Source organism: Bacillus sp. REN16 (assembly GCF_020731355.1).
Taxonomy (GTDB): Bacteria; Bacillota; Bacilli; order Bacillales; family Bacillaceae_L; genus Ferdinandcohnia.
Window position 1 is genome coordinate 231,632 of the sequence record NZ_JAJFZK010000008.1, and the last position, 23,655, is coordinate 255,286.

The 23,655-nt window shown below is 38.9% G+C and carries 22 protein-coding genes; 9 read left to right on the forward strand and 13 right to left on the reverse strand.

The window, feature by feature from the left end:
• Positions 1–65: 65 nt before the first annotated feature.
• Positions 66–1,568 carry a DHA2 family efflux MFS transporter permease subunit gene (locus LKW28_RS13465; RefSeq protein WP_229140886.1) on the forward strand — a complete coding sequence of 501 codons (1,503 nt, stop codon included), beginning with the start codon at positions 66–68 and terminating at the stop codon, positions 1,566–1,568.
• Between the two features lie 12 nt (positions 1,569–1,580).
• Here LKW28_RS13465 and LKW28_RS13470 read toward each other — a convergent pair whose 3' ends face one another.
• Together LKW28_RS13470 and LKW28_RS13475 are read right to left on the reverse strand one after the other, a co-directional pair.
• Positions 1,581–2,342 (reverse strand): sensor histidine kinase, encoded by a 762-nt coding sequence (locus LKW28_RS13470; RefSeq protein ID WP_229140887.1) that lies wholly within the window; start codon positions 2,340–2,342, stop codon positions 1,581–1,583.
• Positions 2,343–2,360: 18 nt separating this feature from the next.
• A complete protein-coding gene (locus LKW28_RS13475) occupies positions 2,361–3,059 on the reverse strand; it encodes a LytR/AlgR family response regulator transcription factor (RefSeq protein WP_229140888.1) in 699 nt (232 codons plus the stop codon).
• A 191-nt stretch (positions 3,060–3,250) separates the two neighbouring features.
• Here LKW28_RS13475 and LKW28_RS13480 point away from each other — a divergent pair, with 191 nt between their 5' ends.
• A complete protein-coding gene (locus LKW28_RS13480) occupies positions 3,251–4,003 on the forward strand; it encodes an ATP-binding cassette domain-containing protein (protein ID WP_229140889.1) in 753 nt (250 codons plus the stop codon).
• On the forward strand, positions 3,993–5,150 hold the full coding sequence (locus tag LKW28_RS13485) for an ABC transporter permease (protein ID WP_229140890.1): 1,158 nt from the start codon (positions 3,993–3,995) through the stop codon (positions 5,148–5,150). Before LKW28_RS13480 ends, LKW28_RS13485 begins: the two co-directional genes overlap by 11 nt.
• A gap of 40 nt (positions 5,151–5,190) precedes the next feature.
• Here the strand turns inward: LKW28_RS13485 and LKW28_RS13490 are convergent, their stop codons facing one another.
• The gene (locus LKW28_RS13490) at positions 5,191–5,532 is read right to left on the reverse strand and encodes a cupin domain-containing protein (protein WP_229140891.1); all 342 of its coding nucleotides are present in this window, start codon (positions 5,530–5,532) and stop codon (positions 5,191–5,193) included.
• Positions 5,533–5,731: 199 nt separating this feature from the next.
• On the opposite strand from LKW28_RS13490, the gene LKW28_RS13495 reads away from it, so the two are divergent.
• Complete coding sequence (locus tag LKW28_RS13495; protein ID WP_229140892.1) at positions 5,732–7,228, forward strand: alanine/glycine:cation symporter family protein; 1,497 nt, start codon at positions 5,732–5,734, stop codon at positions 7,226–7,228.
• Between the two features lie 136 nt (positions 7,229–7,364).
• Complete coding sequence (locus LKW28_RS13500; RefSeq protein ID WP_229140893.1) at positions 7,365–8,531, forward strand: TraB/GumN family protein; 1,167 nt, start codon at positions 7,365–7,367, stop codon at positions 8,529–8,531.
• A 68-nt stretch (positions 8,532–8,599) separates the two neighbouring features.
• On the opposite strand, the gene LKW28_RS13505 is transcribed toward LKW28_RS13500, so the two are convergent.
• Positions 8,600–10,087 carry a peptide MFS transporter gene (locus tag LKW28_RS13505; RefSeq protein WP_229140894.1) on the reverse strand — a complete coding sequence of 496 codons (1,488 nt, stop codon included), beginning with the start codon at positions 10,085–10,087 and terminating at the stop codon, positions 8,600–8,602.
• A gap of 206 nt (positions 10,088–10,293) precedes the next feature.
• On the reverse strand, positions 10,294–10,659 hold the full coding sequence (locus LKW28_RS13510) for a DoxX family protein (protein ID WP_229140895.1): 366 nt from the start codon (positions 10,657–10,659) through the stop codon (positions 10,294–10,296).
• A 162-nt stretch (positions 10,660–10,821) separates the two neighbouring features.
• Between LKW28_RS13510 and LKW28_RS13515 the strand changes: the two genes are divergently transcribed.
• Positions 10,822–11,793 carry a TolB family protein gene (locus tag LKW28_RS13515; protein ID WP_229140896.1) on the forward strand — a complete coding sequence of 324 codons (972 nt, stop codon included), beginning with the start codon at positions 10,822–10,824 and terminating at the stop codon, positions 11,791–11,793.
• A gap of 34 nt (positions 11,794–11,827) precedes the next feature.
• Here the strand turns inward: LKW28_RS13515 and LKW28_RS13520 are convergent, their stop codons facing one another.
• Genes LKW28_RS13520 through LKW28_RS13530 form a run of 3 tightly spaced genes read right to left on the reverse strand, consistent with a single transcriptional unit; the run spans position 11,828 to position 14,629 of the window.
• Positions 11,828–12,004: an SE1832 family protein gene (locus LKW28_RS13520; RefSeq protein WP_229140897.1), complete on the reverse strand. Its 177-nt coding sequence runs from the start codon at positions 12,002–12,004 to the stop codon at positions 11,828–11,830.
• A gap of 29 nt (positions 12,005–12,033) precedes the next feature.
• Positions 12,034–13,299, reverse strand: coding sequence for an MFS transporter (locus tag LKW28_RS13525; RefSeq protein ID WP_229140898.1), 1,266 nt, complete (start codon positions 13,297–13,299; stop codon positions 12,034–12,036).
• A gap of 19 nt (positions 13,300–13,318) precedes the next feature.
• Complete coding sequence (locus LKW28_RS13530) at positions 13,319–14,629, reverse strand: alkaline phosphatase family protein (protein ID WP_229140899.1); 1,311 nt, start codon at positions 14,627–14,629, stop codon at positions 13,319–13,321.
• Between the two features lie 182 nt (positions 14,630–14,811).
• Between LKW28_RS13530 and LKW28_RS13535 the strand changes: the two genes are divergently transcribed.
• Positions 14,812–16,176: an MATE family efflux transporter gene (locus LKW28_RS13535; protein ID WP_229140900.1), complete on the forward strand. Its 1,365-nt coding sequence runs from the start codon at positions 14,812–14,814 to the stop codon at positions 16,174–16,176.
• Positions 16,177–16,206: 30 nt separating this feature from the next.
• On the opposite strand, the gene LKW28_RS13540 is transcribed toward LKW28_RS13535, so the two are convergent.
• The 5 genes from LKW28_RS13540 to LKW28_RS13560 form a co-directional block, all read right to left on the reverse strand.
• Positions 16,207–16,905 (reverse strand): hypothetical protein, encoded by a 699-nt coding sequence (locus LKW28_RS13540; protein ID WP_229140901.1) that lies wholly within the window; start codon positions 16,903–16,905, stop codon positions 16,207–16,209.
• A complete protein-coding gene (locus tag LKW28_RS13545) occupies positions 16,905–17,636 on the reverse strand; it encodes a hypothetical protein (RefSeq protein ID WP_229140902.1) in 732 nt (243 codons plus the stop codon). Before LKW28_RS13545 ends, LKW28_RS13540 begins: the two co-directional genes overlap by 1 nt.
• Positions 17,623–18,519, reverse strand: coding sequence for an ABC transporter ATP-binding protein (locus tag LKW28_RS13550; protein ID WP_229140903.1), 897 nt, complete (start codon positions 18,517–18,519; stop codon positions 17,623–17,625). Before LKW28_RS13550 ends, LKW28_RS13545 begins: the two co-directional genes overlap by 14 nt.
• The gene (locus tag LKW28_RS13555; protein WP_229140904.1) at positions 18,516–18,902 is read right to left on the reverse strand and encodes a GntR family transcriptional regulator; all 387 of its coding nucleotides are present in this window, start codon (positions 18,900–18,902) and stop codon (positions 18,516–18,518) included. Before LKW28_RS13555 ends, LKW28_RS13550 begins: the two co-directional genes overlap by 4 nt.
• Before the next feature lie 246 nt (positions 18,903–19,148).
• Positions 19,149–20,720, reverse strand: a complete 1,572-nt coding sequence (locus LKW28_RS13560; RefSeq protein WP_229140905.1) for an IS200/IS605 family accessory protein TnpB-related protein — start codon at positions 20,718–20,720, stop codon at positions 19,149–19,151.
• 1,008 nt (positions 20,721–21,728) lie between these two features.
• On the opposite strand from LKW28_RS13560, the gene LKW28_RS13565 reads away from it, so the two are divergent.
• Entirely contained in the window at positions 21,729–22,379 is a 651-nt protein-coding gene (locus LKW28_RS13565) for a 5-bromo-4-chloroindolyl phosphate hydrolysis family protein (protein WP_229140906.1), read from the forward strand.
• Positions 22,380–22,385: 6 nt separating this feature from the next.
• Complete coding sequence (locus LKW28_RS13570) at positions 22,386–23,570, forward strand: toxic anion resistance protein (RefSeq protein WP_229140907.1); 1,185 nt, start codon at positions 22,386–22,388, stop codon at positions 23,568–23,570.
• Positions 23,571–23,655: the final 85 nt, after the last annotated feature.

A 23,655-nucleotide genomic window follows, 5' to 3' on the forward strand; every position in this document is an offset into this window, starting at 1 on the left:
TATGCCTACATATAAACAGTCGGTATAAAAAATGAACTGCACGTCCAAAAAAAGGAGGAATGTTAATGGATTTTTCTGACAAACATATCCGACCCAATTACGGTATACTTACTGTTTTGATGGTTGGAGCCTTTATTTCTTTCTTAAATAATACATTATTAAATATTGCCCTGCCTTCAATTATGACGGAATTAAAGGTTGATGAAACGACAGTACAATGGCTGACGACCGGTTTCATGTTAGTTAATGGAATCCTGATTCCGACGACAGCCTTTTTAATCGAAAAATATACAGTGCGCCGATTATTTTTAGTCGCGATGGGATTGTTTACAATCGGTACAATTCTTGCAGGTACTGCTCATGTCTTTCCTGTTCTGCTCTCAGGACGGATGATTCAAGCATCTGGATCAGCGATTATGATGCCTCTCCTGATGAACGTAATGCTTGTGAGCTTTCCGGTTGAAAAAAGGGGAGCGGCAATGGGGGTATTCGGGTTAATCCTTATGTTCGCACCAGCGATCGGGCCAACTTTATCAGGCTGGATTATTGAACACTATGACTGGAGAATGCTCTTCCACTTTATCACTCCAATTGCAGCTGTTATATTTATCCTTGGATTTATCATGCTGAAGGATAAAAAAGAGAAAGTTTCGCTTAAACTCGACTTTTTCTCATTAGTATTATCAAGTATAGGATTTGGCGGATTATTGTATGGTTTCAGTTCGGCAGGAAGCATGGGCTGGGGAAGTCCGTTAGTATATGGCACGATACTCATTGGAGTCATTTCATTAACGTGGTTTATTCTGCGTCAATCAAAGCTTGACATCCCGATGCTTAATTTTGGGGTCTATCGTTATCCAATGTTTGCATTAGCTTCAGGGATCACAATGGCTGTCAACATGGCCATGTTTTCAGGGTTTTTACTTTTACCGATTTATGCTCAAATGATTCTAGGCATTTCACCTATGGATACAGGACTCATGCTTTTACCTGGGGCCATTTTAAATGCGATTATGTCACCCATCAATGGACGATTATTTGATAAATTTGGCGGGCGTATTTTAGCAACTACTGGACTTGCGATTACAACTGTGACAACTTATCTTTTCAGCCAACTAACATTTGATACTACGTATACGTATCTTATGGTTTTACATGCGGTAAGAATGTTTGGAATGTCGATGGTATTTATGCCAGTTTCAACGAATGGACTAAACCAGCTGCCAAGAAATCTATATCCGCATGGTACAGCTGTAAACAATACGTTGAATCAGGTTTCAGCAGCGATCGGAACCGGTTTATTAATTACGCTTATGTCATTGAAAAAAGAGTCGACAGCAGCAAATTTACTAAAGAATATTCAGGGGCAGCCAACTGAGGCACAGGGGATGCAGATTCAATTACAAGCGATGCTTGATGGAATTAATTTCACATTTTTCGTTTCAACCTTCTTAATATTAGTTGCACTTATTCTTGCATTCTTTATGAAGCGTGCAAAACAAGAAGAGGATATTACAGGGAAAAATAAAACGAGACCCGGTGTCAAACCTTCATTAGCCAAGAATTAAAAAAAGGGGAAATCAGACGATTTCTCCTTTTTTAATTGCAGGTATTTTAATTTTTATCATGAATTCCTCATCTTTATGTACAAAGTCTAAAAAACCATTTGCCTCATGGACAACATCTTGAATGAGTTTTGTACCAAGACCCTCATGGCCATCACCTTTAGTTGTTTTACCATAGTTCACAAACAGTTGATCAAGGATCTGTGCTGGAATTGGAAGAGAGTTATTTTTACATGTTAAAAGATATAAACCACTTCGCTTGTAAAATTGCAAAGTCAGTAAGGCTTGTTGGTGATATTTTTTTTGCCATTCCTCACAGGCATCGATGCTATTTGATAAAAGATTACCGATTAATGTAATGATTTTCTGATCAGACAACGGCAAAGTAGAAAGTGGTAAATCAAAATCATATACAACCTCAATATCAAGTGCTCTCGCTTTACGATACATTTGGTGGAGAACACCTGCCACCACGCCGTGTTCACCTTTTATTGAAAGATTAGTCTCCTTATAGCCCTCAACCAATTCATCTAAATATTGTTTCGCTTCCTCATTGTTCTTATTTTCAAGCATAAAATGGATCGCTGACACATGCTTTAAAAAGTCATGGCGCTCACTTCGAACAACACGGAAGGTTTCATTAAATTGGGCACGCTGCTCATCGAAATGCTTCGCTTCTTCCGATAGGGTTTTCATTTTTCTTGCCATAGAAAATCGTGATAAGAGTAAATAAACGCATAAAACTCCTAAGACCGTAATGATTCCCCAAACTAACATTGCTATTGTTACGCCACCTTAAAAATAATTTTGTTGTAAAAAGTCTACTTTTTCTTTTGTGATCATGGCTTGTTCTTCAATGCCTTCGAAAGTGACAATATATGAATTTTTTGCATAGAGCGCAAAGTTTTTGACATAGTGAATATTGATGATAAACGAACGATGTGACCGAATAAAGTCTCTCTCACGTAATTCCCCTTCCAGCTCCCCTAGCGTTTGGTAGGTTTTTATCGGTCCCGATTTTGTATAAATAGTCGTCGAACGACCGGAACGTTCGATAAAAATAATGTCTTTTTTCTGAAGGATGTGGATTTCATTTTTTTGCTTTAAGTATAATCTTCCATGAATTTCAGCCGACTTTGTTTTTTCAAGTAATCGCTCAATTGATTTCACTAAACGTTCCTTTGGATAGGGCTTCATGATATAGTCATGAACATTTAGTTCAAAGGCATGAACGGCGTAACCGCTATTTCCTGTTACAAAAATCACGGAAATATCGAGTGCATGCGTGTGAATGATATCGGCAAGCTCATAGCCTGATAGATGTGGCATCTCGATGTCGGCAATCAATAAATCAATTTCTTCTTTTCTTATTTGTTCGTAGGCTTCTTCGGCAGACAAGGTAGAGAAGATAATCTCAACATCGGGAATGCCGTCTACAATCGCTTTTAACTTATCCAAATCAATCAAACGGTCATCCACAAGACCAACCTTCATATAACAATCGACCTCACAAAAAAATACTGTCAAAATAGTAATTTCCAAATATAGTATCTTTCTATATTACCATCTTTACAAGTAAATTTGACCTATTCGCGACAAAAAAAGGCATATTCGCGACATATCTAAAGATTTTCTAGTTTGGTATGGCTATGATATAGACATAAGAACAAGACGAGGTGGAAAAAATGATCGAAATCAACGAAGTGACAAAAAGATTCAAAGACAAAAAGACTTCCATAACGGCATTAAAGCATGTGAAATTTACAGTTGAAAAAGGGCAGGTAGTTGGATTGTTAGGGGAGAATGGAGCTGGAAAAACAACTCTTCTTCGAACAATTGCCACATTATTAACTCCAACAGACGGAAATGTAAAGGTGGCTGGATTCGATACGCTAAAAAAACCAGAAGAAGTGAAGAAGAGAATAGGGGTCTTGTTTGGTGGAGAAACCGGCTTATATGATCGCCTAACAGCTCGTGAGAATCTGGAGTATTTTGCAGCCCTTTACGGATTAAGCAAGCATGAAACAAAGGTAAGGATTGACGAGTTAGCGCGAATGTTTGGAATGAGAGATTACCTGAATCGAAAGGTCGGCGGATTCTCCAAAGGGATGAGACAAAAGGTAGCGATTGCTCGAACATTGATTCATAATCCTGAAATAATTCTTTTTGATGAACCAACGACAGGCCTAGATATTACATCTTCAAATGTGTTTAGACAGCTTGTACACCAGCTGAAGCGGGATGGAAAGACAATTATTTTCTCGAGCCATATTATGGAAGAGGTTTCCATGCTTTGTGATTCCGTTGCGATGATGCACAAGGGAGAGCTTGTCTACCATGGTGATTTAGATGAACTTTATAAATCAGAAGGAAGCCAGGATTTAAACTTTATATTCATGAGTAAACTTGTTAGGGGGAACGAAAATTATGCTTCGTAAAATATATTTAAAAGAGATAAAGGATTGCTTTAGAGATCGCAGGACATTAATCCTTACTGTCCTATTACCAATTCTTATGATGTCAGGAATGACGTTTTTCTATGAAAATATGATGTCAGGTGGGGAAGGCGAAACATATCAGCTAGCAATTGAAGAGTCTTCCATGAATGAAGCGGAACAAATTTTTTCAGGAGTAGAGAATGTAGATCTTATTACATCTTCCAATCTGGAACAATCCATTCAAGACGGGGATTCACAGGGCGGTTTACAATTAACACCAAATTTCATTGAGGCTACTCAGAATGGGGAAGAGGCAACAGTAACTCTTGTTGGGGATTCCTTTAGTACAAAGTCTACTCAATTAAATGCGATTATCATGAATACTTTGGCGGTTTTTGAAAAAACAGTTGTAGCTGAGAACCTTCAGGAAGACGGAGTGAATCCTTCTGTCATGCAGCCATTTGCAGTTGAACAAATCGAGCTTACAAATGAGAATCCAAATGTTGAAATGCTTGCATTTTTAATTCCCTTAATCCTATCAGTTGCAATTGGGGTTGGTTCTGGACCGTCTGCATCAGACTTATTTGCAGGGGAAAAAGAGAAGAAAACAATGGAAGCTCTGTTAATGACACCGGTTAAAAGATCTACCTTGCTACTTGCAAAATGGCTAACGATTGCCACAATTGGGTCCGTGATAGGCATTATTACATTGGGTGTCGTTGCATTGGAAATTAGGTTGTTTACTGAAAATCTAAAAAATGCCGTATCGTTTGGTGATGATGCTTTTTTAATCATTGGACTCGCGATTTTACTTTCGATTATCTATGCTGCATTCACGTCATCATTAATCATGATTACAAGTATTGCGGCGAAGACGATTAAGGAAGCTGGAAGCTATAGCAGCCCTGTCATGATGATTGCGATGTTCCCTGCAATGATTATCGTAGGGGTTGGCGTAAACGAACTTACAACTCTTCATTTCATTGTACCGATTATGAATTTGTTTACTCTATTAAAAGAATTGATGTTCGGAATCATTAATTATGAACATATTCTACTTGGTTTTGGCAGCTACATCGCTTGTATGATTATCTTCTTTGTGATTGGAAGAATTATGTTTATGAAAGACAAATGGGTGATGAATTAATAAAAAACTGCCAACTACTTAAAAGTTGGCAGTTTTTTTATCAAACGTCTTGCGCATATTTTTCATCCGGAATCTTTGTAAGTGTCACATAGAGGCTCACGTTTTCAGATCCGTCATTCACAAAACTCAAGCTTTCCTCGCCATTGATAACAATGACATCATTCTTATTTACTTTAACTTCTTGCTCATCAATTGTAAAGGTTCCTGTGCCTGTAAGAACATGCAGGTATACATTTGAACCTGGATGTTTATGGGCGGGCAGAATTTGATTTGGCATAAAGTTTAACACGAAGACCGTGCTTCCGCCTTCTTTAAAGATGACACGCTTTGTCAGTCTATCCTCATTATATTCAATAAAATGGTCGAGCATTTCCTTTTTCATGTGAATCGCTCCTTTATACGTTTTCATCATCTATCTATACCCATTATAGGATAGAAATAAAAGCCTTACCGTGATTTATATCATTTCCTTTTTTATTCCTATGGGATGGAAGAACTGTTTTACAACAATAATATTGAGTTGTCTACATGAATGAATTATAATTCTTAATATATCAAATTTTCCAAAATCAAAAGGAGGAATGTATGTGCAGGCTTTTACAGATTGGGTAAATGGGATTCTTTGGAGCCCGGTCATGATTTATGGGATGCTTGGAGTAGGACTTTTATTTTCAATTTTAACTCGTTTTTTACAGGTAAGGCATATCAAAGACATGACAACCCTTATGTTCAAAGGGAAAAGCTCTGATGCGGGGGTTTCTTCATTCCAAGCGTTGGCTGTTTCCTTATCGGGTCGTGTTGGAACTGGAAACATTGCTGGTACTGCAACAGCAATAGCTTTTGGTGGACCTGGTGCTGTTTTTTGGATGTGGGCCATTGCCTTTATTGGAGCATCAACTTCTTTTATTGAATCAACATTAGCTCAAATCTACAAGGAAAAGCAGGATGGACAATATCGTGGGGGACCAGCATATTACATAGAAAAAGGAATTGGTTGGAAATGGTATGGAATAGTCTTTGCAATTGCAACCTTTCTTGCCATGGCGTTTTTAATGCCAGGAATCCAATCGAATTCAATCGCTGCTGGACTTGATAATGCATTCGGTATGAATAAATGGGTCACTGCCGCTATTCTAGTTGTCTTAATTGGTGCCATTATTTTTGGTGGTATAAAAAGGATTGCAAACGTTGCCCAGTATGTAGTTCCATTTATGGCATTAGGTTATATCTTGATGGCGATTGTAATCATGATTATGAATATTGGCCAATTGCCAGCTGTTATGGCCCTAATCTTTAAGAGTGCTTTTGGAGCAGAGCAGGCGTTTGGCGGTATTATTGGTATGGCGATTTCTTGGGGAGTAAAGCGTGGTATTTACTCAAACGAAGCTGGTCAAGGTACAGGACCGCATGCAGCAGCTGCGGCGGAAGTATCCCACCCTGCTAAGCAAGGTTTGGTTCAAGCATCAGCTGTTTACATTGATACCTTATTAGTTTGTTCGGCAACAGCATTTATGATTTTATTTACAGGAATGTACAATGTTCAGGCGGAAGATAAAACATTTATTGTGAATAATCTAGGAGAGACAGTTGAAGCCGGGCCTGCGTTTACACAGGCGGCAGTTGAAACGGCTCTTCCAGGATTCGGAGCAGGGTTCACAGCGATCGCATTATTCTTCTTTGCCTTTACAACAATCATGGCATATTACTACATGGCTGAAACAAATATCGCTTATTTAATGAGAGGTAGGGACAGTAGGGTCGGCATGTTGATCCTGAAAATAGTTTTATTAGCATCGATGACCTACGGAACAGTAAATGAAGCGAAGCTTGCATGGGCATTCGGAGATATCGGGTTAGGTTTGATGGTTTGGTTGAACGTTATAGCTATTCTCATATTAGCGAAACCTGCATTGATTACCTTGAAGGATTATGAGAAACAGCGTAAAGCGGGAGTTGATCCGGTCTTTGATCCGGAAAAGCTTGGCATTAAAAACGCAGATTACTGGGTGAATGACTATGTTCACGATGATAACCCATCAGGTTCTCTCTCTAAAAACGATAAGTCATTCCCAGGTTAAAAAGAAACGGACCGATCACCTATTGAGGTTTCGGTCCTTTTTTTGTACATATTATGTGAAAACAATTCAAATCTTTGCCATTCTAGTTTAGAATTAAACGTATACACAAATTGAGCATGTATAAGGAAGGTCGACTATGTCTGAAGAAAATATTACAAGGATCGAATTAGACGGTAAGGAATACATATTAATCGGAACAGCGCACGTTTCCAAGCATAGTGCTGAACAGGTGAAGGAAGTTATCGAAGCTGAGAAGCCAGATTCGGTTTGTATTGAGCTTGATGATCAGAGATATCAGTCGATGATGGAAGGCAACAAGTGGAAGGAAATGGACATCTTTAAGGTCATTAAAGAGAAAAAAGCGACTTTGCTTCTTATGAACCTAGCGATTTCCTCCTTCCAAAAGCGAATGGCGAGCCAATTTGGGATCAATGCGGGTCAAGAGATGTTGCAAGGGATCGAGTCAGCAAAAGAAGTCGGAGCTGAGCTCGTTTTAGCGGATCGCAACATTCAAGTTACGTTCTCACGGATTTGGAATGCTGTCGGATTCACCGGCAAAATGAAATTATTAATGTCGATTATTTACAGCATCTTCAGCAACGAATCAATCACCGAGGAAGAACTGGAAAAAATGAAGTCCAAGGATATGCTGAATTCGATGCTGACTGAATTCTCAACAAGCTTTCCAAGATTAAAGACGCCACTTATTGATGAACGCGATCAGTATTTGGCACAAAAAATCAAACATGCCCCTGGAGAAAAAATAGTAGCCGTACTTGGAGCAGCACATGTTCCGGGAATCAAGGAAGAAATAAAAAAGGAGCATGATTTAAAGAAGCTGACACAACTGCCACCAAAATCAAAGGCGCCGAAAATTATTGGCTGGGCGATTCCGATTTTAATTGTGGCAATCATTGTGTACACCTTCTTTGCGAATCCTGAAGCTGGTTTGCAGCAAACATTAAGTCTTGTTTTATGGACAGGTTCCTTTTCAGCCATTGGAGCAGCGATTGCTTTAGGACATCCGCTCACAATTGTGACCGCCTTTTTTGCAGCGCCAATCGGGGTCTTGCATCCCTTAATTGCAGCGGGGTGGATTGCGGGATTTGTCCAAGCCTTCTTACGCCGTCCAAGTGTGAAGGACTTTGAAACACTTTCAACCGATGTCTATAGTGTAAAAGGCTTCTGGCAAAATAAAGTCACCCGAATCTTACTCATTATTGTCTTATGTAACCTAGGTACAACACTCGGTTTATTTATTGGTGGAGCAGATGTGGTAAGATTGTTTATAAAGAATCTTTAATACACAAAAAAGGCCTGTCCTCATTGGACAGGTCTTTTCAATTATGTCTAACTCTTGCGCTTTTCTTATTAGTTAACACCCTTCATGAACTTCTGAATCTTCGGTGACACAATCAATAGAATAATACCTAAAACAATTGAAGTTCCACCAATAACCCCGAAGTAAGTCATTTCGTTATCTGGTGTGTAGAATTTAACAAGCTGTGCGTTAAGGGCTTGTGCAGCAGCATTTGAAAGCATCCATAAACTCATCATCTGAGCTGTAAAAGCAGCAGGTGCTAATTTAGTTGTTGCAGAAAGACCAACAGGTGATAACAATAATTCCCCTATAACAACAATGAAATAGCTTAGCACTAACCACAGTGGATTAACTAATGAATCTCCACCGAAATATGCTGGTAAAAGAATAACTAGGAATGAAACACCAGCAAACACTAATGCAAACGAGAACTTTTTCGGTACTGAAGGTTGACGATTACCTAGCTTCACCCATAGCCAAGCAAAGACAGGTGCCAGGATAATGATAAATAATGGGTTTAAAGATGCGAACCAAGCTGGTGAAATTTCAAAACCTGCAAAGTTTAACTGAGTTCGTTTATCAGCATAACTAGCAAGAATCGTTGCTCCTTGCTCTTGAATAGACCAGAACATTACAGAGGCTAAGAACAAAGGAATATATGCCAAGATTCTTGAACGCTCAATTTCTGTTGTTTTTGGACTACGATACATAAATACAAAATAAGCGGTTGGAATAAGGAATCCAAGAATACCAATTAATGCAATAAATGAGTCAAATGTAAGGAAACCTGCCGGAATTGCAATTGCAACTAAAATTGCAAGAATAATAATTCCTATAACAATTCGAGTATAAACCTTTTTCTTTTCATCTTGTGCGAGAGGATTAGGTACGATTGTCCCAGCAAGACCAAGATTCTTTTTCTTAGTGAATAAAAAGACGAGTAATCCAAAGAACATCCCGAATGCAGCAATTGCGAAGCCCCAGTGGAAGCTTGTTTTTGCTACTTGACCAACGATTAGTGGGGAAAGGAATCCGCCTAGGTTAATACTCATATAGAAGATACTAAATCCAGAATCACGACGTGTATCTGCTTCACTATAAATTTCACCAACAACACTAGAAACGTTCGGTTTTAATAAACCAGTACCTAGAACAATTAGGACCATTGATACAAAGAACATGGTGATACTTCCAGGAATTGCGAGTGCTATATGACCGAACATGATTAATACTCCACCATAAAATACCGCTTTAGAAGTACCTATGATGCGGTCTGCTAACCATCCACCAATAATCCCCGACATATAAACAAGTGATCCATAGATAGACATAATCGCCAACGCGGTAGTTTGATTAAGTCCAAGACCACCTTCAGAAACTTCATAATACATGTAGAATAATAGAATGGCTCTCATTCCATAATACGAGAATCGCTCCCAGAATTCTGTGAAGAAAAGAGTGAATAGTCCTTTAGGATGTCCGAAGAATCCCTTTTGAGGAACACTATCCACAATTTTCTGTCTATTATAGCCTGACATAACAAAACCTCCAAAATAGTATATTAATATAATAATTTAAATTGTTTCACTATGTCAAACATAAGAAAATTCCAATTTGGGGCAATACATTATAAGATTTTTAATTTTGGATAAACTGAAAGGCCTTTTGTAATTATTTTATTAAAAAAATAAACAGAATGCTTCCGCAATCTGTTTATCGCTTCCATGGCTGGACAATTTTTCAATTATTTACGGTATGAATTATATAAAATGTATAATAATGCCAACATCACAATATCGAGCCTTGCTGCAAATGCAAATTGTAGGAAGCCTGTATGTAGAATCGGAATTTTTACTAAAAGGATGGCTGCAATCATAATGACGAGTAGTGGAATTGTTGCTTTTTTAACTTCCTTATTGATTGCGATGAGAATTCCGCAAATGATTTCAAGGATTGCAACAACATACATGACCATTTCTGGCGCGGGTAATGGCAAATTCATAAACGTTGCACTTAATTCGTTGCTCAGAAGCTTTAATGCACCAGCTGTAATAAACACATAGGCAACAGCATATCGAATAAGATTCAGGCTTGAAAATGTTTCATTCATCGTTTGAATATCCCTCCTTTTTCTATCACTCTATGCCGGGAGGGACAAACTATTCTTATAAGTACCCTTGAAAATAATAAATACGTACAAAGTAGTAAGTCGAACCCATTTTGCTTGAATGAATAAAATAGGCAAAAGACATTTTTGAGAGGGTGATGTGTTTTGTCTTTTTATGATAGAGCTCGACCGAATGGGGTGATTGCCTATACTTCGGGACGTGATGAGCAATATGATATTTGGCTTTATTATGTCCAAAAAGGAAATCGAGTGCAGCTTACTAATGGGTTGGGAGATTCTTTTTCAAAGCCTTTTTGGTCAGGGGATAATAGTAAACTCGCATTTATTGGGAAAAGTCGGATCGTATATGTGATTTATCTTTCAACAGGCAAAATTGCAGCTATTGACCAAATCGGGCCTGATGAGGATCTTACATTAGATTGGTCTCCAAATAATCGGACAATTGCTTATACAACGAGAAATCACATTATGATGTATGATGTTTTAACACACCGGGCAACAAGTATTTCGGCTCCAAGCGCATCAGATGTTCAGTGGTATCCAAGTGGAAGGGAGCTTCTGTTTCAAGGAGTAGATACATCAGGGAACCAGCAATTATTCCGGATTGCCACAAATGGGTCAGGGAGAAGGCAAATCACGAATAATACAGAAGGGCCATTAAATGATGTTTCACTTTCACCAGATGGAAGCTTTGCCCTTTATACGACACCAGGAGCGAGTATTTCGCTGATACGTACAGTTGATTTGTCGTCTGGAAAAGTGTATGAAGTGAGAGGTGGAGAACAAGCAAAGAATTTCCACCCAACATGGTCGCCAAACTCGCAAATGATCGCATTTAGTGCAACTGCTTATACCGAGGGAACAGGTTATTATAATGAAATTCGTGTTGTTGGAAAGCGGGGCAGTAACGAGCGGGTGCTTACGAAGTCTTCGTGCTATGCGACACCTGTTACATGGTCCCCTGATGGCAGCAAAATTGCCTATTTATCGGGCTGCTCCGAGGAAGATTTGGCTACTGAAATGTGGATGATAGATTTACAGAGTCGGTCACCTGTCATGCTGACAAGAGAGAATCTAATCGGAAGTTTGAGCTGGTCTTCAGGCAATTTTATATAAAAAAGAATTGCAACCTTCATGGTTGCAACTCCTTTTACATTTCGCGCAATTGTTTCGATAATGTGCTGATTTCATCTTCAAGCTCTGCAATTTGACGTTCCAAAGGTGAGATATTGCCATTCACAGAATCTAATTTCTCTAAATCATTTTGAAGACGAACATAGTCTAATTTTAACTCGCGGAGTTTGTATTCAATATCTTTTTTATCCATGAATAGTCCTCTTTCTAAGCTTTTCTTCATTATACCATGCTTGATTTTGTCTCGCTTGGTTCAGGAACACGGGTTAGAATGATAAAACCAATGATGAATAAGATCACTAAACTGAACACACCTGTGTTGGATTTACCTGTTAGTTGTGCGGTTACCCCAACTAATAACGGACCCATAATCGCAGCAAATTTTCCAAAGATATTATAAAAACCAAAGAATTCATTCGCATTTTGCTTCGGTACGAGCTTCGCAAAATAAGAGCGGCTTAAAGCTTGAATACCGCCTTGTGATGTTGCAACAAGCATAGCGAGAATCCAGAAGTCGAGTGTCGTTTTTAGGAAATACGCATACACACAAACGATAATATAGACGAATATTCCAACATAAAGCATCTTTTTACCCGTGTACTTTTGTGCCAATCTCCCGTAAAGAATGGCAAATGGAGCAGCCACAACTTGTGTTACAAATAGGACGATTAACAGATTTACTGCATCGATACCAAGGTCTGACCCGTATGCAGTAGACATTGATATTACGGTACCAACACCGTCAATATAAAAGAAATAAGCAACTAAAAATAAAAATACGGCACGGTATTTTTTGATTTCCTTAAAGGTTGTTCCGAGTCGTTTGAAGCTGTTCGCAACTATATTTGGTTCACGCTTAATATAGTAGCGCTGGTGCACATTTTTAAAGATTGGGATGGAGAAAAGTCCCCACCAGACCGCAGTGATGATAAAGGCAATTTTGCTGGCAACGGTTGCTGAAATTGGTAGGATTTCTTTTTGTGCCAGCAGGATAATGGCGATCGCAAGTAAAAATGGAATCGTACTACCGATATAGCCGAGCCCATATCCGCGTGCAGACACACGGTCCATTTTTTCCTCATCTGTGACATCGACAAGAAAAGCATCATAGAAGACGTTTGCTCCTGTTGAGCCTAGTGCTGCGAACGTATAAACAATTAATAAGAGCAACCAATTATCTCCCGGAATAAAGGCTAACAAAGCAGTGGCCGCTACCCCTAAGGCAAAGAAGAAGGTGAAAAACTTCTTTTTGTAGCCCTGGTAATCGGCGATTGTTCCTAAAATGGGACCGAGCATCGCTAAAATAAATGTAAAAATAGCAATGGTGTACCCGAGATAAGCAGTCGAGTCGGCAGCATCAACCCCCGCATTCGTTGCAGCTGCCTTATAAAAAATCGGGAAAACAGCCGTTGTAATAATAATCGAATATGCCGAATTGGCCCAATCATAATACATCCAACTCGATTCCTCTTTCGTAAATCCCTTCATCCCCAAACCCCCTTAATCGTTAATTTATATCTAATAATTCATCAACAACACGACCGTCGGTTTCTCCGAGATCAAGACCTAATAGACGCGCGAAGGTGGGACCTTCGTCCACTAGATGCATAGCTGGAATTTCAAAGTTTGGCCGAATTCCTTTTCCAGCAGCGATGAGCACCGTTGTATAGTTCTCTTTTTCGGGTGAGTAGCCGTGGCTTGCAAAGGTATAGCGTTTTTCACGAACATCTACCTCTTCGATTTCATCGATATACTCACCTTCCAGCTGCTCTTTAAAATAGTAGCCAAGTCGGGCTTCAATCATGAACGCAGCCTTGTCATCAGCACCCTTTGCTTCCGCTTCACTACTAGAGAGAATGCGTTCAATTCCGTTATCCTCATTTTTGCTTAGTTCTGCTAAGAGAGCCTTTACCTGTTCATGCGTTTTTGTGTCATTTTTATCTTTAAGATAAATATATGCAGAGCCATCACAGCTTTTGCAGTAGGCCTTCCAATCTATTACTTTACCTTTCTCATTCACTGAAATCAGACCGTTTTTTCTGAAAAGTACATTGGGTTTTACCGCTTTGGATTCGTCTAATGCACTATGGTCCCCTAGTGCCACGATCGTTGTTTTTTCAAGGTTTCCACTTTCTTGAAGTGCGTTCATAATTCGACCGAGTCTTTCATCATGGCGATGAAGAGCAGCCATTGCTTCATCCGAGGAAAAACCATGATAATGTCGCTGTGAATCTAAATCGACAAAATGAACCAGCATTAAATTCGGCATCTTTGTCTTAATCGTTTCAACTGTTGATTCAAGTACGAAATCATCTAGCTCTGGCTGGTGGAGTCCATTTCGGAGATGACCAAACTTACGATTCATTTCCAGCTGATAGAGTGGACTGCCATTAAATAAGGAAACCAGTATCTGATGCTGCCACGGACGATTTGCGAAGATCTCTGGCATGTTGTAATCGATATTTGCTTTAGCTGTGACAGGCCATAGAAGAGCGGCTGTCTTCATGCCAGCTTTTTTAGCCTCGTCATACAAGGTTGTACTTTTCACATGACGGCGATGCCAATACCAATCTGGTGAAAGACGACCAGGCTGGATAAAGGTATTGTTCACGATGCCATGATTCCTTGGAAACTTTCCGGTAACAATCGTGGCGTGACAGGGATACGTCACAGAAGGATAGATTGTTTCAACATTTCGGCAATAGGATGCTTGTTCTAACAGCTTTTTAAAATTTGGAAGCTTCTCGATGATTGGGAAATCTAGCGATGATAGACAGTCAAATGAAATGACAAGTAAGTGATCTGTAAGTCGAGACATATGGATCTTCATCCTCCAAGGGTCTTTTAATCTACTTTTAATATAACAGAAAATTTGGAACTAAAATATGAAATTCGTGTAAAGGGAGGTTAAAAAAGTATTCATTTTAAGATCGGATGGAATATAATAGTGGTTATGTTCGATAAAAAATACTCATGCATCCATTTAGAGGAGAACGTGACATGTACGAAACACACACCATAAGAGAAAAAATAAAATTAATTTTTGTGATGCTGATCCCGATTTTGATTACTCAGCTCAGTATGTTTTCCATGGTCTTTTTTAATACGATTATGACAGGGCGATTTGATTCGTCGGACTTGGCTGGTGTAGCGATCGGTTCATCGATATGGAATCCGATCTTTACAGGTCTTAGTGCGATTTTACTTGCTGTATCGCCAATTGCTGCCCAACGTTTTGGTGAAAAGAAGAGCCATGAGGTATCGACCGTTGTATCGAGCGGGATTTATTTAAGCTTCATCATCGGCTTAGTGGTCATTTTAGCAGGAGTAATCTTCTTAAATCCGTTGCTATCGATGATGAATTTGCCAGAAAGTGTTCACCAGACTGCACATGATTATTTAGTCGGGTTAAGCTTTGGAATTATTCCTCTGTTTATTTTTAATGTACTGCGTTCATTTATTTATGCATTAGGGATTACAAGAGTAGTCATGTTTATTTTATTGCTATCAGTACCTATTAATCTTCTATTAAATTATGTTTTGATTTTTGGCGCATGGGGCTTTCCGGCGCTTGGCGGCGGGGGAGCTGGAATCGCAACTTCGATTACATATTGGGTAATCGTAGCAATTACAGCTTTTATCGTGATTGTAAAAGAACCCTTTTCTTCCTATAAAGTTTTTGTGGGGCCGAGAGGGTTTACTTTAAAAGAAAGCATGGAGATTTTAAAAATTGGGATCCCCATGGGATTATCAACTTTTTTTGAAACAAGTATGTTTGCAGTCGTGACCATATTAATAAGTAAATTATCGGTGACAACCGTTGCGGCGTATCAGTCCGCACTGAACATCGTTTCGTTCCTATATATGATTCCAGTGAGCATTTCAATGGCATTGACTGTTTTAGTTGGGTATGAGGTCGGTGCGCTTCGGTACAAGGATGCGAAAGTATACAGCTGGCTTGGGATTGCACTATCAATGGTCATTGCTCTTGTAACGGGATTATTTGTGATTTTCTTCCGCTTTGAGGTGGCTGGATTGTATTCAACAGAGACAGCGGTTATTGGGTTAACAGCACAATTCTTGATTTACGCTCTATTCTTCCAGGTGTCAGATTCGATTCAAGCAACGGCACAGGCTGCGCTAAGAGGATACAAGGATGTCAACATTGCGTTTGTGATGACTTTAATTGCCTACTGGCTCATCTGCTTACCAGCAGGTTGGGCGCTTGCTCACTTCACAGATTTAGGTGCTGCAGGTTACTGGATTGGATTGTCATTTGGACTCCTCGCTGCAGGTGTCGGATTAGCGGCAAGACTCATCCATATTCAACGAACACGGTTTTCGGAGGAAAAAATGTTGGGATGAGAAAAGGAAGGGGGGATCCCTTCCTTTTCTTTATTCCTCTAGAAAAATCACAAACTCGCTTCCGGTTAGCTCCAGATTTTTCGGAACACGGATAATAAGAAACTCATAATTTAGTGGCTTATCGTCATCAGGGCGATTATCAAATTCTTCCGTAATCCCGCCGCCTTTAAATTGGGATATCACAAAATCATTATGAAAGCTATACAGTTTCGCATCGTGGTCCATTACAGGATTTACACTTAAATAATCCCCTCGGATTGAAACATCAGGTAATGGGATTTCTTCATAAAAATCGTACCCCTTATAATTCGTATTTGCTACATAATAGATAACCTCAATCGTGTTGTCATCATTATCTTTCCGGTCAAAATAGGTGGACATGTTATTGTTTTCCATATATTGAACATTAAGCTTCTCTTGTTCGTATGGAAGATTCCATCTTTCTTTTACTTTTATCGCATCAACATCTTCGATTTTCCCTTGTTCAATAGCTTGATGAATTTGCTCAAAGGTCAAATTTTGTGTATGGCTCTCCGATGAAAAAAGGCTAGATTTAGGGATGCAATAATAAACAATCACAGACACAGTTAAAATGATAAAATACGTCCCTAGTAGAAGTTTTGTACTTTTAGCACCAGTGTACTTTTTTCCAAAAAAGATAGTAAGGAAAACGACAGCTATAATAAACAAGATGATAACTGGAAGTAGTAATGTACCGATTCCCGCCATTATTTTCGAACCTCCAATCGGTTAGTTGCAGCAATTACAATCCACACCATTACGGCAACTGTAACGACAACCTTGATGGTAAAGACAAGAATGGATGTTTCGTTGAAAAAGAATGTTAGTGAGCTAATCGTTTCATTTGCACTTACTTCGTAAATAGCCCACCCAATTAACAGAGCAGGAATCACAAATCCAAACAGTTTGTGTATCTGGGTAAACATTCCAATGAAATAACCTAGCGTCGCAAATAACAATAGATATAAAGTACCCACATAAATTCCTACTAGTAAATCAGACAATGGCAGGAAAAAATGATCGCCAATTATCTTTGCACTGTTTTCTTTAAAATAAAGGATTACTCTTAACAGAATCCCAGCGAAAGCTGAAGTGAGACTGGCAATGAATGAATAGACCACCAGCATCCCGACGGTTGAAAGATGGCTGCTCAATCTGTTAGTCACAAAAGAAAAATCGATATAGTAATAGGGTTTTGTTGTTAAAGTGGTTGCCGTAATGAAAGCCCAAAAGGCAGTAAAAACAAAGATAATGCTTCCAGAGTAGCTGGAAATGGATATATTCCCGCCAATACTGGACTGGCCTACACCATTAAAAGAAAATAACAGTGCAATCGCCTGGACAGTTGCAAGGCTTGTAAATGTACCATAGTACGCTCGAACCTTAAAAGCCAGCTGCTTTTTTGCGACATCAAGTAAACTAGCATTAGTTAAAGACATCATTGATCCCCCCTTTATTCTTTGCCGTGAGATATACACAAAGGTCTTCGGTTGCAACAGGTGATAGTTCAATCCCAAGTTTCTTGGCCTCGAGCCATGTTGCTTCTGGATAAATATCCTTTACAACCGAATACGTATAATCATTTCCGAAGTCCTCCATATAAATCACTTCCATGCCAGTCGTAATTTGTTCAATGGTGTTCGTTTTGCCGCGAAGCCCAACTGCATACTCCTTCAAATCGTCAATTGGTTCATGGAGAGCTACACTTCCATTTCGAATCAAAAGTACATTTTCCAGAATGCTGTCAATCTCATTTAGAAGATGGCTTGAAAAAAGGATGGTTCTAGGATGTTTGATATAATCCTTTAATAATGCCTTGTAAAAATCTCTTCGTATTGCTGCATCCATTCCGGTTGTAGGTTCATCAAAGATTGTAATCGGACAGCGGGATGAGAGCCCAATGATCATATTGAAGGTACTTTTCATTCCTTTTGAAAGATGATGATGAAGCTGCTTTGGATTTAAATCGAAATAATCAAATAGTCGTTTTGCCAATTCATCATCCCAATTTGGGTAAAAGCTTGCACTTGCTTTCAAAATTTCGGCTAAATTTAACCAAGGTGGAAAGGCCATATTGTCATCCACAAAAATAAGATTGGAAGATACTTTTAAATTGTTGAAAGGATTTTCTGAATAGACGCGAACCTCTCCGGATGAAACAGGGTAAAACCCGGCAATTATTTTCAAAAGAGTGGTTTTTCCAGCCCCATTTCGTCCAATGATTCCGGTAATTGTATCTGGTTCAATTGTAAAATCTAGATTATTTAGAGCTTTAAAGCCCCCGTAGAGTTTAGAAACATTTTGAAACTCAATTGCTTTCACTCACGATTCCCCCTTTGAAGTTCTTTTTCAGCTTTAATCATAGTGACTAATTCTTCAATGCTGACTTTTAATCGCTCTGACTCCATTACTAATTCATAAACGAGATTTTTCATGGTTTGGCTTTTCCTTTTTTCTAAAATAAATTGTTTGGCATTTGGTGTCACAAACATGCCCAAGCCTCGCTTCTTATATAGAATGTTTTCGTCTGCAAGGAGATTCAGACCCTTGGCAGCAGTAGCAGGATTAATATTGAACATCTCTGCAAGCTGATACTGGGAAAACACTTTATGATCCTCGGGTATCGCTCCGCTTAAGATTTCGGTTTCAATCCATTCTGAAATCTGGACATAAATTGGCTTTGAGCCATCCTGCTTAAACTTCATACAAACACCTGGTTACAAAAGTCTATTTAAAAACTACAAAGGTTTTCAAACAGTAACTATTCGTCCCCGAACCCAGGAAAGGGGACTACCATGACGATTCTCACGTCACTCCGTCAGGAAAGGAATCTAACCTTTGTCATGAACCTATTGTCCGAGACCTGCCCGCGGCGCTCTGTTAGAGCTGGCAATTGCGAAAGACCATTCCTTCTGTTGGTCAGACTCCCGCAAGAATTTTGTAACCCAGGATTACACCTCCTTTAGTTGTAATTCCTGGTTCTTTAAAAGTAACGTTTTGTGTATTACATTCCATAGTTTCCAACTATGATTTTCTTTAAAGTTATCAATGTTTTTTATCATTATCGCTATAAACTTTCTTCTTTGTTTACTATTTTTTGATTTTTTCTCGGATTCTTCCATCGACCCAAGAGTTTGAATCAACATTGGTTTTACTAAAGAACGAAGTAAGTTTACTAATTCTTTTGGAACTTTTTCCTCAAAATCAAGACCCCTTCTACCAATGACGAAAGAAGCAGCCTCGTGGACCGATAAACCATACATTTTGGAATACTTGAATCGCCCAATAACCGACGTATAGGCTGGGTTGACTTGTTTTATCTTAAATCCAAGTTTCAAACCCCTTGAAATAATAGCTTTTTGCATTTTATTTTTTGCGAAAGATTGGACAAGACGATTAAAACGTTTATCTGTGTCATGGTCTTGTTTAAATTTGAGACTTTCTAAAACAATAGCCCCAACATTCCATTGCAATAAATAGTCAATTACTTCTTTTGCTGTTTCTCCAGCAATATTGGTCCTTCTATTACTGTTAACATACTCCATTTCATGACAATAGAACGTTCTGGATTTCAAGAAACGACCTTGCTTATTTAAAACCGTAACTGCTATTTTATCAATGTTCACATCGATTCCAGCCACAAAATCAGACGTGATTTTGTCCTTCCATTTTAGTTTGCATCCAAATGTTTCTAAGTCATAAGTTATGTGAACATAATATTTTTTACCTTTTCGTTTGATTTCAATGGAGTATGCTTGATATTCCTCCATTACTTTTTCCGTCGATGTTTTTTTGAAATCATTTGCCATGATGATATTGACGATTTCCTTAAAATATTTATCCGGAATATAAACTTTAAAACGAAGCCTTGGGCTATTTTTCTTCCCCTCTTTTTTCAAAAGGGGATTAGCAATTTCCAAATAAAATTGGTTTTCTATGTCATCTAAGACTATTCTTGTGTTTAAGTTTCCTTTTTTTGATTTGTCACCACGGGAGTAAAGAGTATTTGCACGAATTTCTTTCCATTTTTTTTGTGAAATTTTATTTTCCATTCGATCATAAAACTTTTTCCTACCTCCGAAAATAACTTTTGGAATGGTTCCTTGCTCTAGGTGCTTTAAGAGTTCAGATTCCTTTTTTTGAAGCTTATCTAGACGTGCTTTCAAACCTGTTAGACAAATATCCAACGAAATCTTCTTTGGTCTTTTTTTACCCGTTTGATAATCGTCTATTTTTCGAAAGGTTTTTTGAATTTTTGCCTGCACTCCCTCAATGTGAATAGGCAGCAATTCTATTTGACTAGTGATAACAATTTGAGCTTGTAACACCGCATCTTCCGCATATCGTTTATTTAAACGAAACTTTTCTTGAACAATTTTAATGACATCACCAGATTTTTCTCCTTCCACCAAACGATTAAAAGAAAATCGCATGGCCGTGCACCAAGTTCTCATCAAATCATTGAGATGGCTTACTTCTTCATTTTTATTAACTTCTAACAAACAGATTCGAGTGATTTTCATTGTGAAACTCCCCGTATACTGGTTTTGGTCTATTGTATCGAATATACGTTCGGGATACTAGTGAAAACAATCTAATCTTTTTGAATACTGTAATGCAAATTAATAACTTTTTTGAAGTAGTTGCGACCTCCTTAGGTGATTATGTACATTAGTGCATTAGTTATATAATGTACTATACTACATACTATGATGAATTTCCAGATAATTTACTATAAATTTAAAAAAATGATTATAATTAGGTTAGAGAACTGTGGGTGGGCTTGCAGTTAAAGTGCTTTTTCTGAAAATACGTCTCAAGTCTTAGATTCTTGTAATTTCTAGGTCCATAGTTTGAATAAATATCTTATAGTATAGTTAGATTGAGGAAGAAGAGATGAATGAAGAGGAAAACGCAGTATCGTCAGCGTGGGAATCCCGTTCATCGGGGTTATGAAGAGGAAAACGCAGCATCGTCAGCGTGGGAATCCCGTTCATCGGGCTGATGAAGACCCAAACGCAGCCGAAGCATCGCCGGAAAGTCCTTCATAGGAGTGATGAAGACCCAAACGCAGCCGAAGCATCGCCGGAAAGTCCTTCATAGGAGTGATGAAGACCCGAACGCAGCCGAAGCATCGCCGGAAAGTCCTTCATAGGAGTGATGAAGACCCGAACGCAGCCGAAGCACCGCCGGAAAGTCCTTCATAGGAGTGATGAAGACCCGAACGCAACCGAAGCACCGCCGGAAAGTCCTTCATAGGAGTGATGAAGACCCAAACGCAGCCGAAGTACCGCCGGAAAGTCCTTCATCGGAGAGATGAACACACAAACGCAGCCGAAGTACCGCCGGAAAGTCCTTCATCGGAGTGATGAAGACCCAAACGCAGCCGAAGTACCGCCGGAAAGTCCTTCATGCCATAACGCTACACAACACAAAACACCCCCACCAATTTTTCCCTCAGAAGTTTTTGAAACCAACATTCGTGTTGGTTCGTATATAATAATATGACGCAAATGTTAGGAGTCGATGATATGAATTCGTTTCTCGCTTTTATTGTTAAATCGTTTATTTCAGTGCCGACAACGGCCACTGTTTGGTTAGTAAGCTTTTTTGCATTTGGTCAAACTTTCCTACTTTCGTCTGGATATGCAATAGTAGGCGGTGGGATTGCTTATTTGGGCACGTCCGCCATAATGAAACAAGCATTTTTACGAAAACATCGGCTAACGAGGAAGGAATATCAGTATATAGAGAGAAATTTAAAAGAAGCAAGGAAAAAACTTGCTAGACTAAATAAATCCATTTTTACCGTTCGTCACATCCCGTCATTGAAGCAAAGAGTGGATCTGCATCGTGTCACTAAGAAAATCTATCGTTTAACGAAGAGTGAACCACGACGCTTTTACCTAGCAGAACGATTCTATTTTTCACATCTTGATTCAGTTGTGGAATTAACCGAGAAGTATGCTTTTCTTGCATCGCAGCCGAAGAAAAATAGCGAGCTTGAGCGGTCACTGCACGAAACACGCAGGGTACTCGAAGAATTGACGAATACAATTGAGAAGGATTTACACAAAATGCTCTCGAATGATATAGAAGACCTGCATTTTGAAATTGATGTAGCAAAGAACTCGAATAAACAAGCAAATGATACAAAGTTCATTGATCAAAACAGGAGGTAAATCGGTATGAGTGAACAGAATTCTCCAAACTATAAAGAGCCTGCTAATTTAATGGATGAATTACTTGCAAATCCATTTGATGAGAAAAAAGACGAACAGACAAATCCGCTTATTCTTACGCAAGAAGAGGAAAAGAAGCCTGTTCGATTAGTAGATGTGCTGCCTGAGGAAAATAAAGAAAAAGCCTTACAGCTTGCGAAACAAATTGACCCTACCAATCACCAAGCGATGATTTCATACGGAACGCCAGCGCAAAACAAGCTGCTATCGTTTTCGAATACCATGCTTGAGCATGTTCAAAAAAATGACGTGGGTGAAGTTGGAAAAATTATTTCAGAACTCATGCACCGTTTAGATGACATGAAACCTGAGGAATTGAGCCCTGAAAAACGATCTGTAATTTCACGGATCTTTGGAAAAGTCTCTAATTCCGTTCAAGAGGTGCTATCAAAATACCAAAAAACAGGCGCGCAAATTGACCGGATTAGTGTGAAGCTTGATCGAAGTAAGAATGTCCTTTTATCCGATATTGCGATCTTAGAGAAGCTTTACGACAACAATAAGGATTATTTTGATGCGTTAAACGTCTATATTGCCGCGGGTGAGCTTAAGCTTGAAGAGATGCACAAACAAGTCATCCCTGAATTAAAAAAACAAGCAGAAGTTACAAATGATCAAATGAAGGTACAAGAAGTAAATGACATGGTGCAATTTGCAGACCGCCTTGAAAAACGTGTTCACGACCTGAAGCTAAGCCGTGAAATTACAATTCAAAGTGCGCCGCAAATTCGTCTCATACAAAACACGAACCAAGCACTTGTGGAAAAAATTCAATCGTCCATCATGACGGCGATTCCGTTATGGAAAAACCAGGTGGCAATTGCGTTGACCTTAATTAGACAGCGTAATGCGGTGGAAGCACAAAAGCAAGTTGCGAAAACAACGAATGAACTTTTATTGAAGAATGCAGAAATGCTAAAAAGCAATACGCTTGAAACGGCGAGAGAGAATGAGCGCGGTTTAGTCGATGTTGAAACATTGAAGAGAACAAAGGAAAATCTTATTTCTACATTAGAAGAAACATTACGCATCCAAGAAGAAGGGCGTAATAAACGTCGTCAAGCCGAGCTTGAGCTTGCTTCAATGGAAGTAGAATTACGTCAAAAATTATTAGACATTAAAACAGATTGAATATAAAAAGGATAGGTATGAACTGACCTAGCCAAATGAGACATATATAAAACACCTATCCATATTAAATTTAACACTTTTTCAT

What these genes read in the sequence shown, in the direction of transcription:
- LKW28_RS13560 (WP_229140905.1), bottom strand. Translation starts at nt 20,720, where the DNA reads ATGAAAATCACTCGAATCTGTTTGTTAGAAGTTAATAAAAATGAAGAA.
- LKW28_RS13525 (WP_229140898.1), bottom strand. Translation starts at nt 13,299, where the DNA reads ATGAAGGGATTTACGAAAGAGGAATCGAGTTGGATGTATTATGATTGG.
- LKW28_RS13520 (WP_229140897.1), bottom strand. Translation starts at nt 12,004, where the DNA reads ATGGATAAAAAAGATATTGAATACAAACTCCGCGAGTTAAAATTAGAC.
- LKW28_RS13540 (WP_229140901.1), bottom strand. Translation starts at nt 16,905, where the DNA reads ATGGCGGGAATCGGTACATTACTACTTCCAGTTATCATCTTGTTTATT.
- LKW28_RS13490 (WP_229140891.1), bottom strand. Translation starts at nt 5,532, where the DNA reads ATGAAAAAGGAAATGCTCGACCATTTTATTGAATATAATGAGGATAGA.
- LKW28_RS13530 (WP_229140899.1), bottom strand. Translation starts at nt 14,629, where the DNA reads ATGTCTCGACTTACAGATCACTTACTTGTCATTTCATTTGACTGTCTA.
- LKW28_RS13465 (WP_229140886.1), top strand. Translation starts at nt 66, where the DNA reads ATGGATTTTTCTGACAAACATATCCGACCCAATTACGGTATACTTACT.
- LKW28_RS13555 (WP_229140904.1), bottom strand. Translation starts at nt 18,902, where the DNA reads ATGAAGTTTAAGCAGGATGGCTCAAAGCCAATTTATGTCCAGATTTCA.
- LKW28_RS13510 (WP_229140895.1), bottom strand. Translation starts at nt 10,659, where the DNA reads ATGAATGAAACATTTTCAAGCCTGAATCTTATTCGATATGCTGTTGCC.
- LKW28_RS13480 (WP_229140889.1), top strand. Translation starts at nt 3,251, where the DNA reads ATGATCGAAATCAACGAAGTGACAAAAAGATTCAAAGACAAAAAGACT.
- LKW28_RS13570 (WP_229140907.1), top strand. Translation starts at nt 22,386, where the DNA reads ATGAGTGAACAGAATTCTCCAAACTATAAAGAGCCTGCTAATTTAATG.
- LKW28_RS13505 (WP_229140894.1), bottom strand. Translation starts at nt 10,087, where the DNA reads ATGTCAGGCTATAATAGACAGAAAATTGTGGATAGTGTTCCTCAAAAG.
- LKW28_RS13545 (WP_229140902.1), bottom strand. Translation starts at nt 17,636, where the DNA reads ATGTCTTTAACTAATGCTAGTTTACTTGATGTCGCAAAAAAGCAGCTG.
- LKW28_RS13565 (WP_229140906.1), top strand. Translation starts at nt 21,729, where the DNA reads ATGAATTCGTTTCTCGCTTTTATTGTTAAATCGTTTATTTCAGTGCCG.
- LKW28_RS13485 (WP_229140890.1), top strand. Translation starts at nt 3,993, where the DNA reads ATGCTTCGTAAAATATATTTAAAAGAGATAAAGGATTGCTTTAGAGAT.
- LKW28_RS13495 (WP_229140892.1), top strand. Translation starts at nt 5,732, where the DNA reads ATGTATGTGCAGGCTTTTACAGATTGGGTAAATGGGATTCTTTGGAGC.
- LKW28_RS13475 (WP_229140888.1), bottom strand. Translation starts at nt 3,059, where the DNA reads ATGAAGGTTGGTCTTGTGGATGACCGTTTGATTGATTTGGATAAGTTA.
- LKW28_RS13535 (WP_229140900.1), top strand. Translation starts at nt 14,812, where the DNA reads ATGTACGAAACACACACCATAAGAGAAAAAATAAAATTAATTTTTGTG.
- LKW28_RS13500 (WP_229140893.1), top strand. Translation starts at nt 7,365, where the DNA reads ATGTCTGAAGAAAATATTACAAGGATCGAATTAGACGGTAAGGAATAC.
- LKW28_RS13470 (WP_229140887.1), bottom strand. Translation starts at nt 2,342, where the DNA reads ATGTTAGTTTGGGGAATCATTACGGTCTTAGGAGTTTTATGCGTTTAT.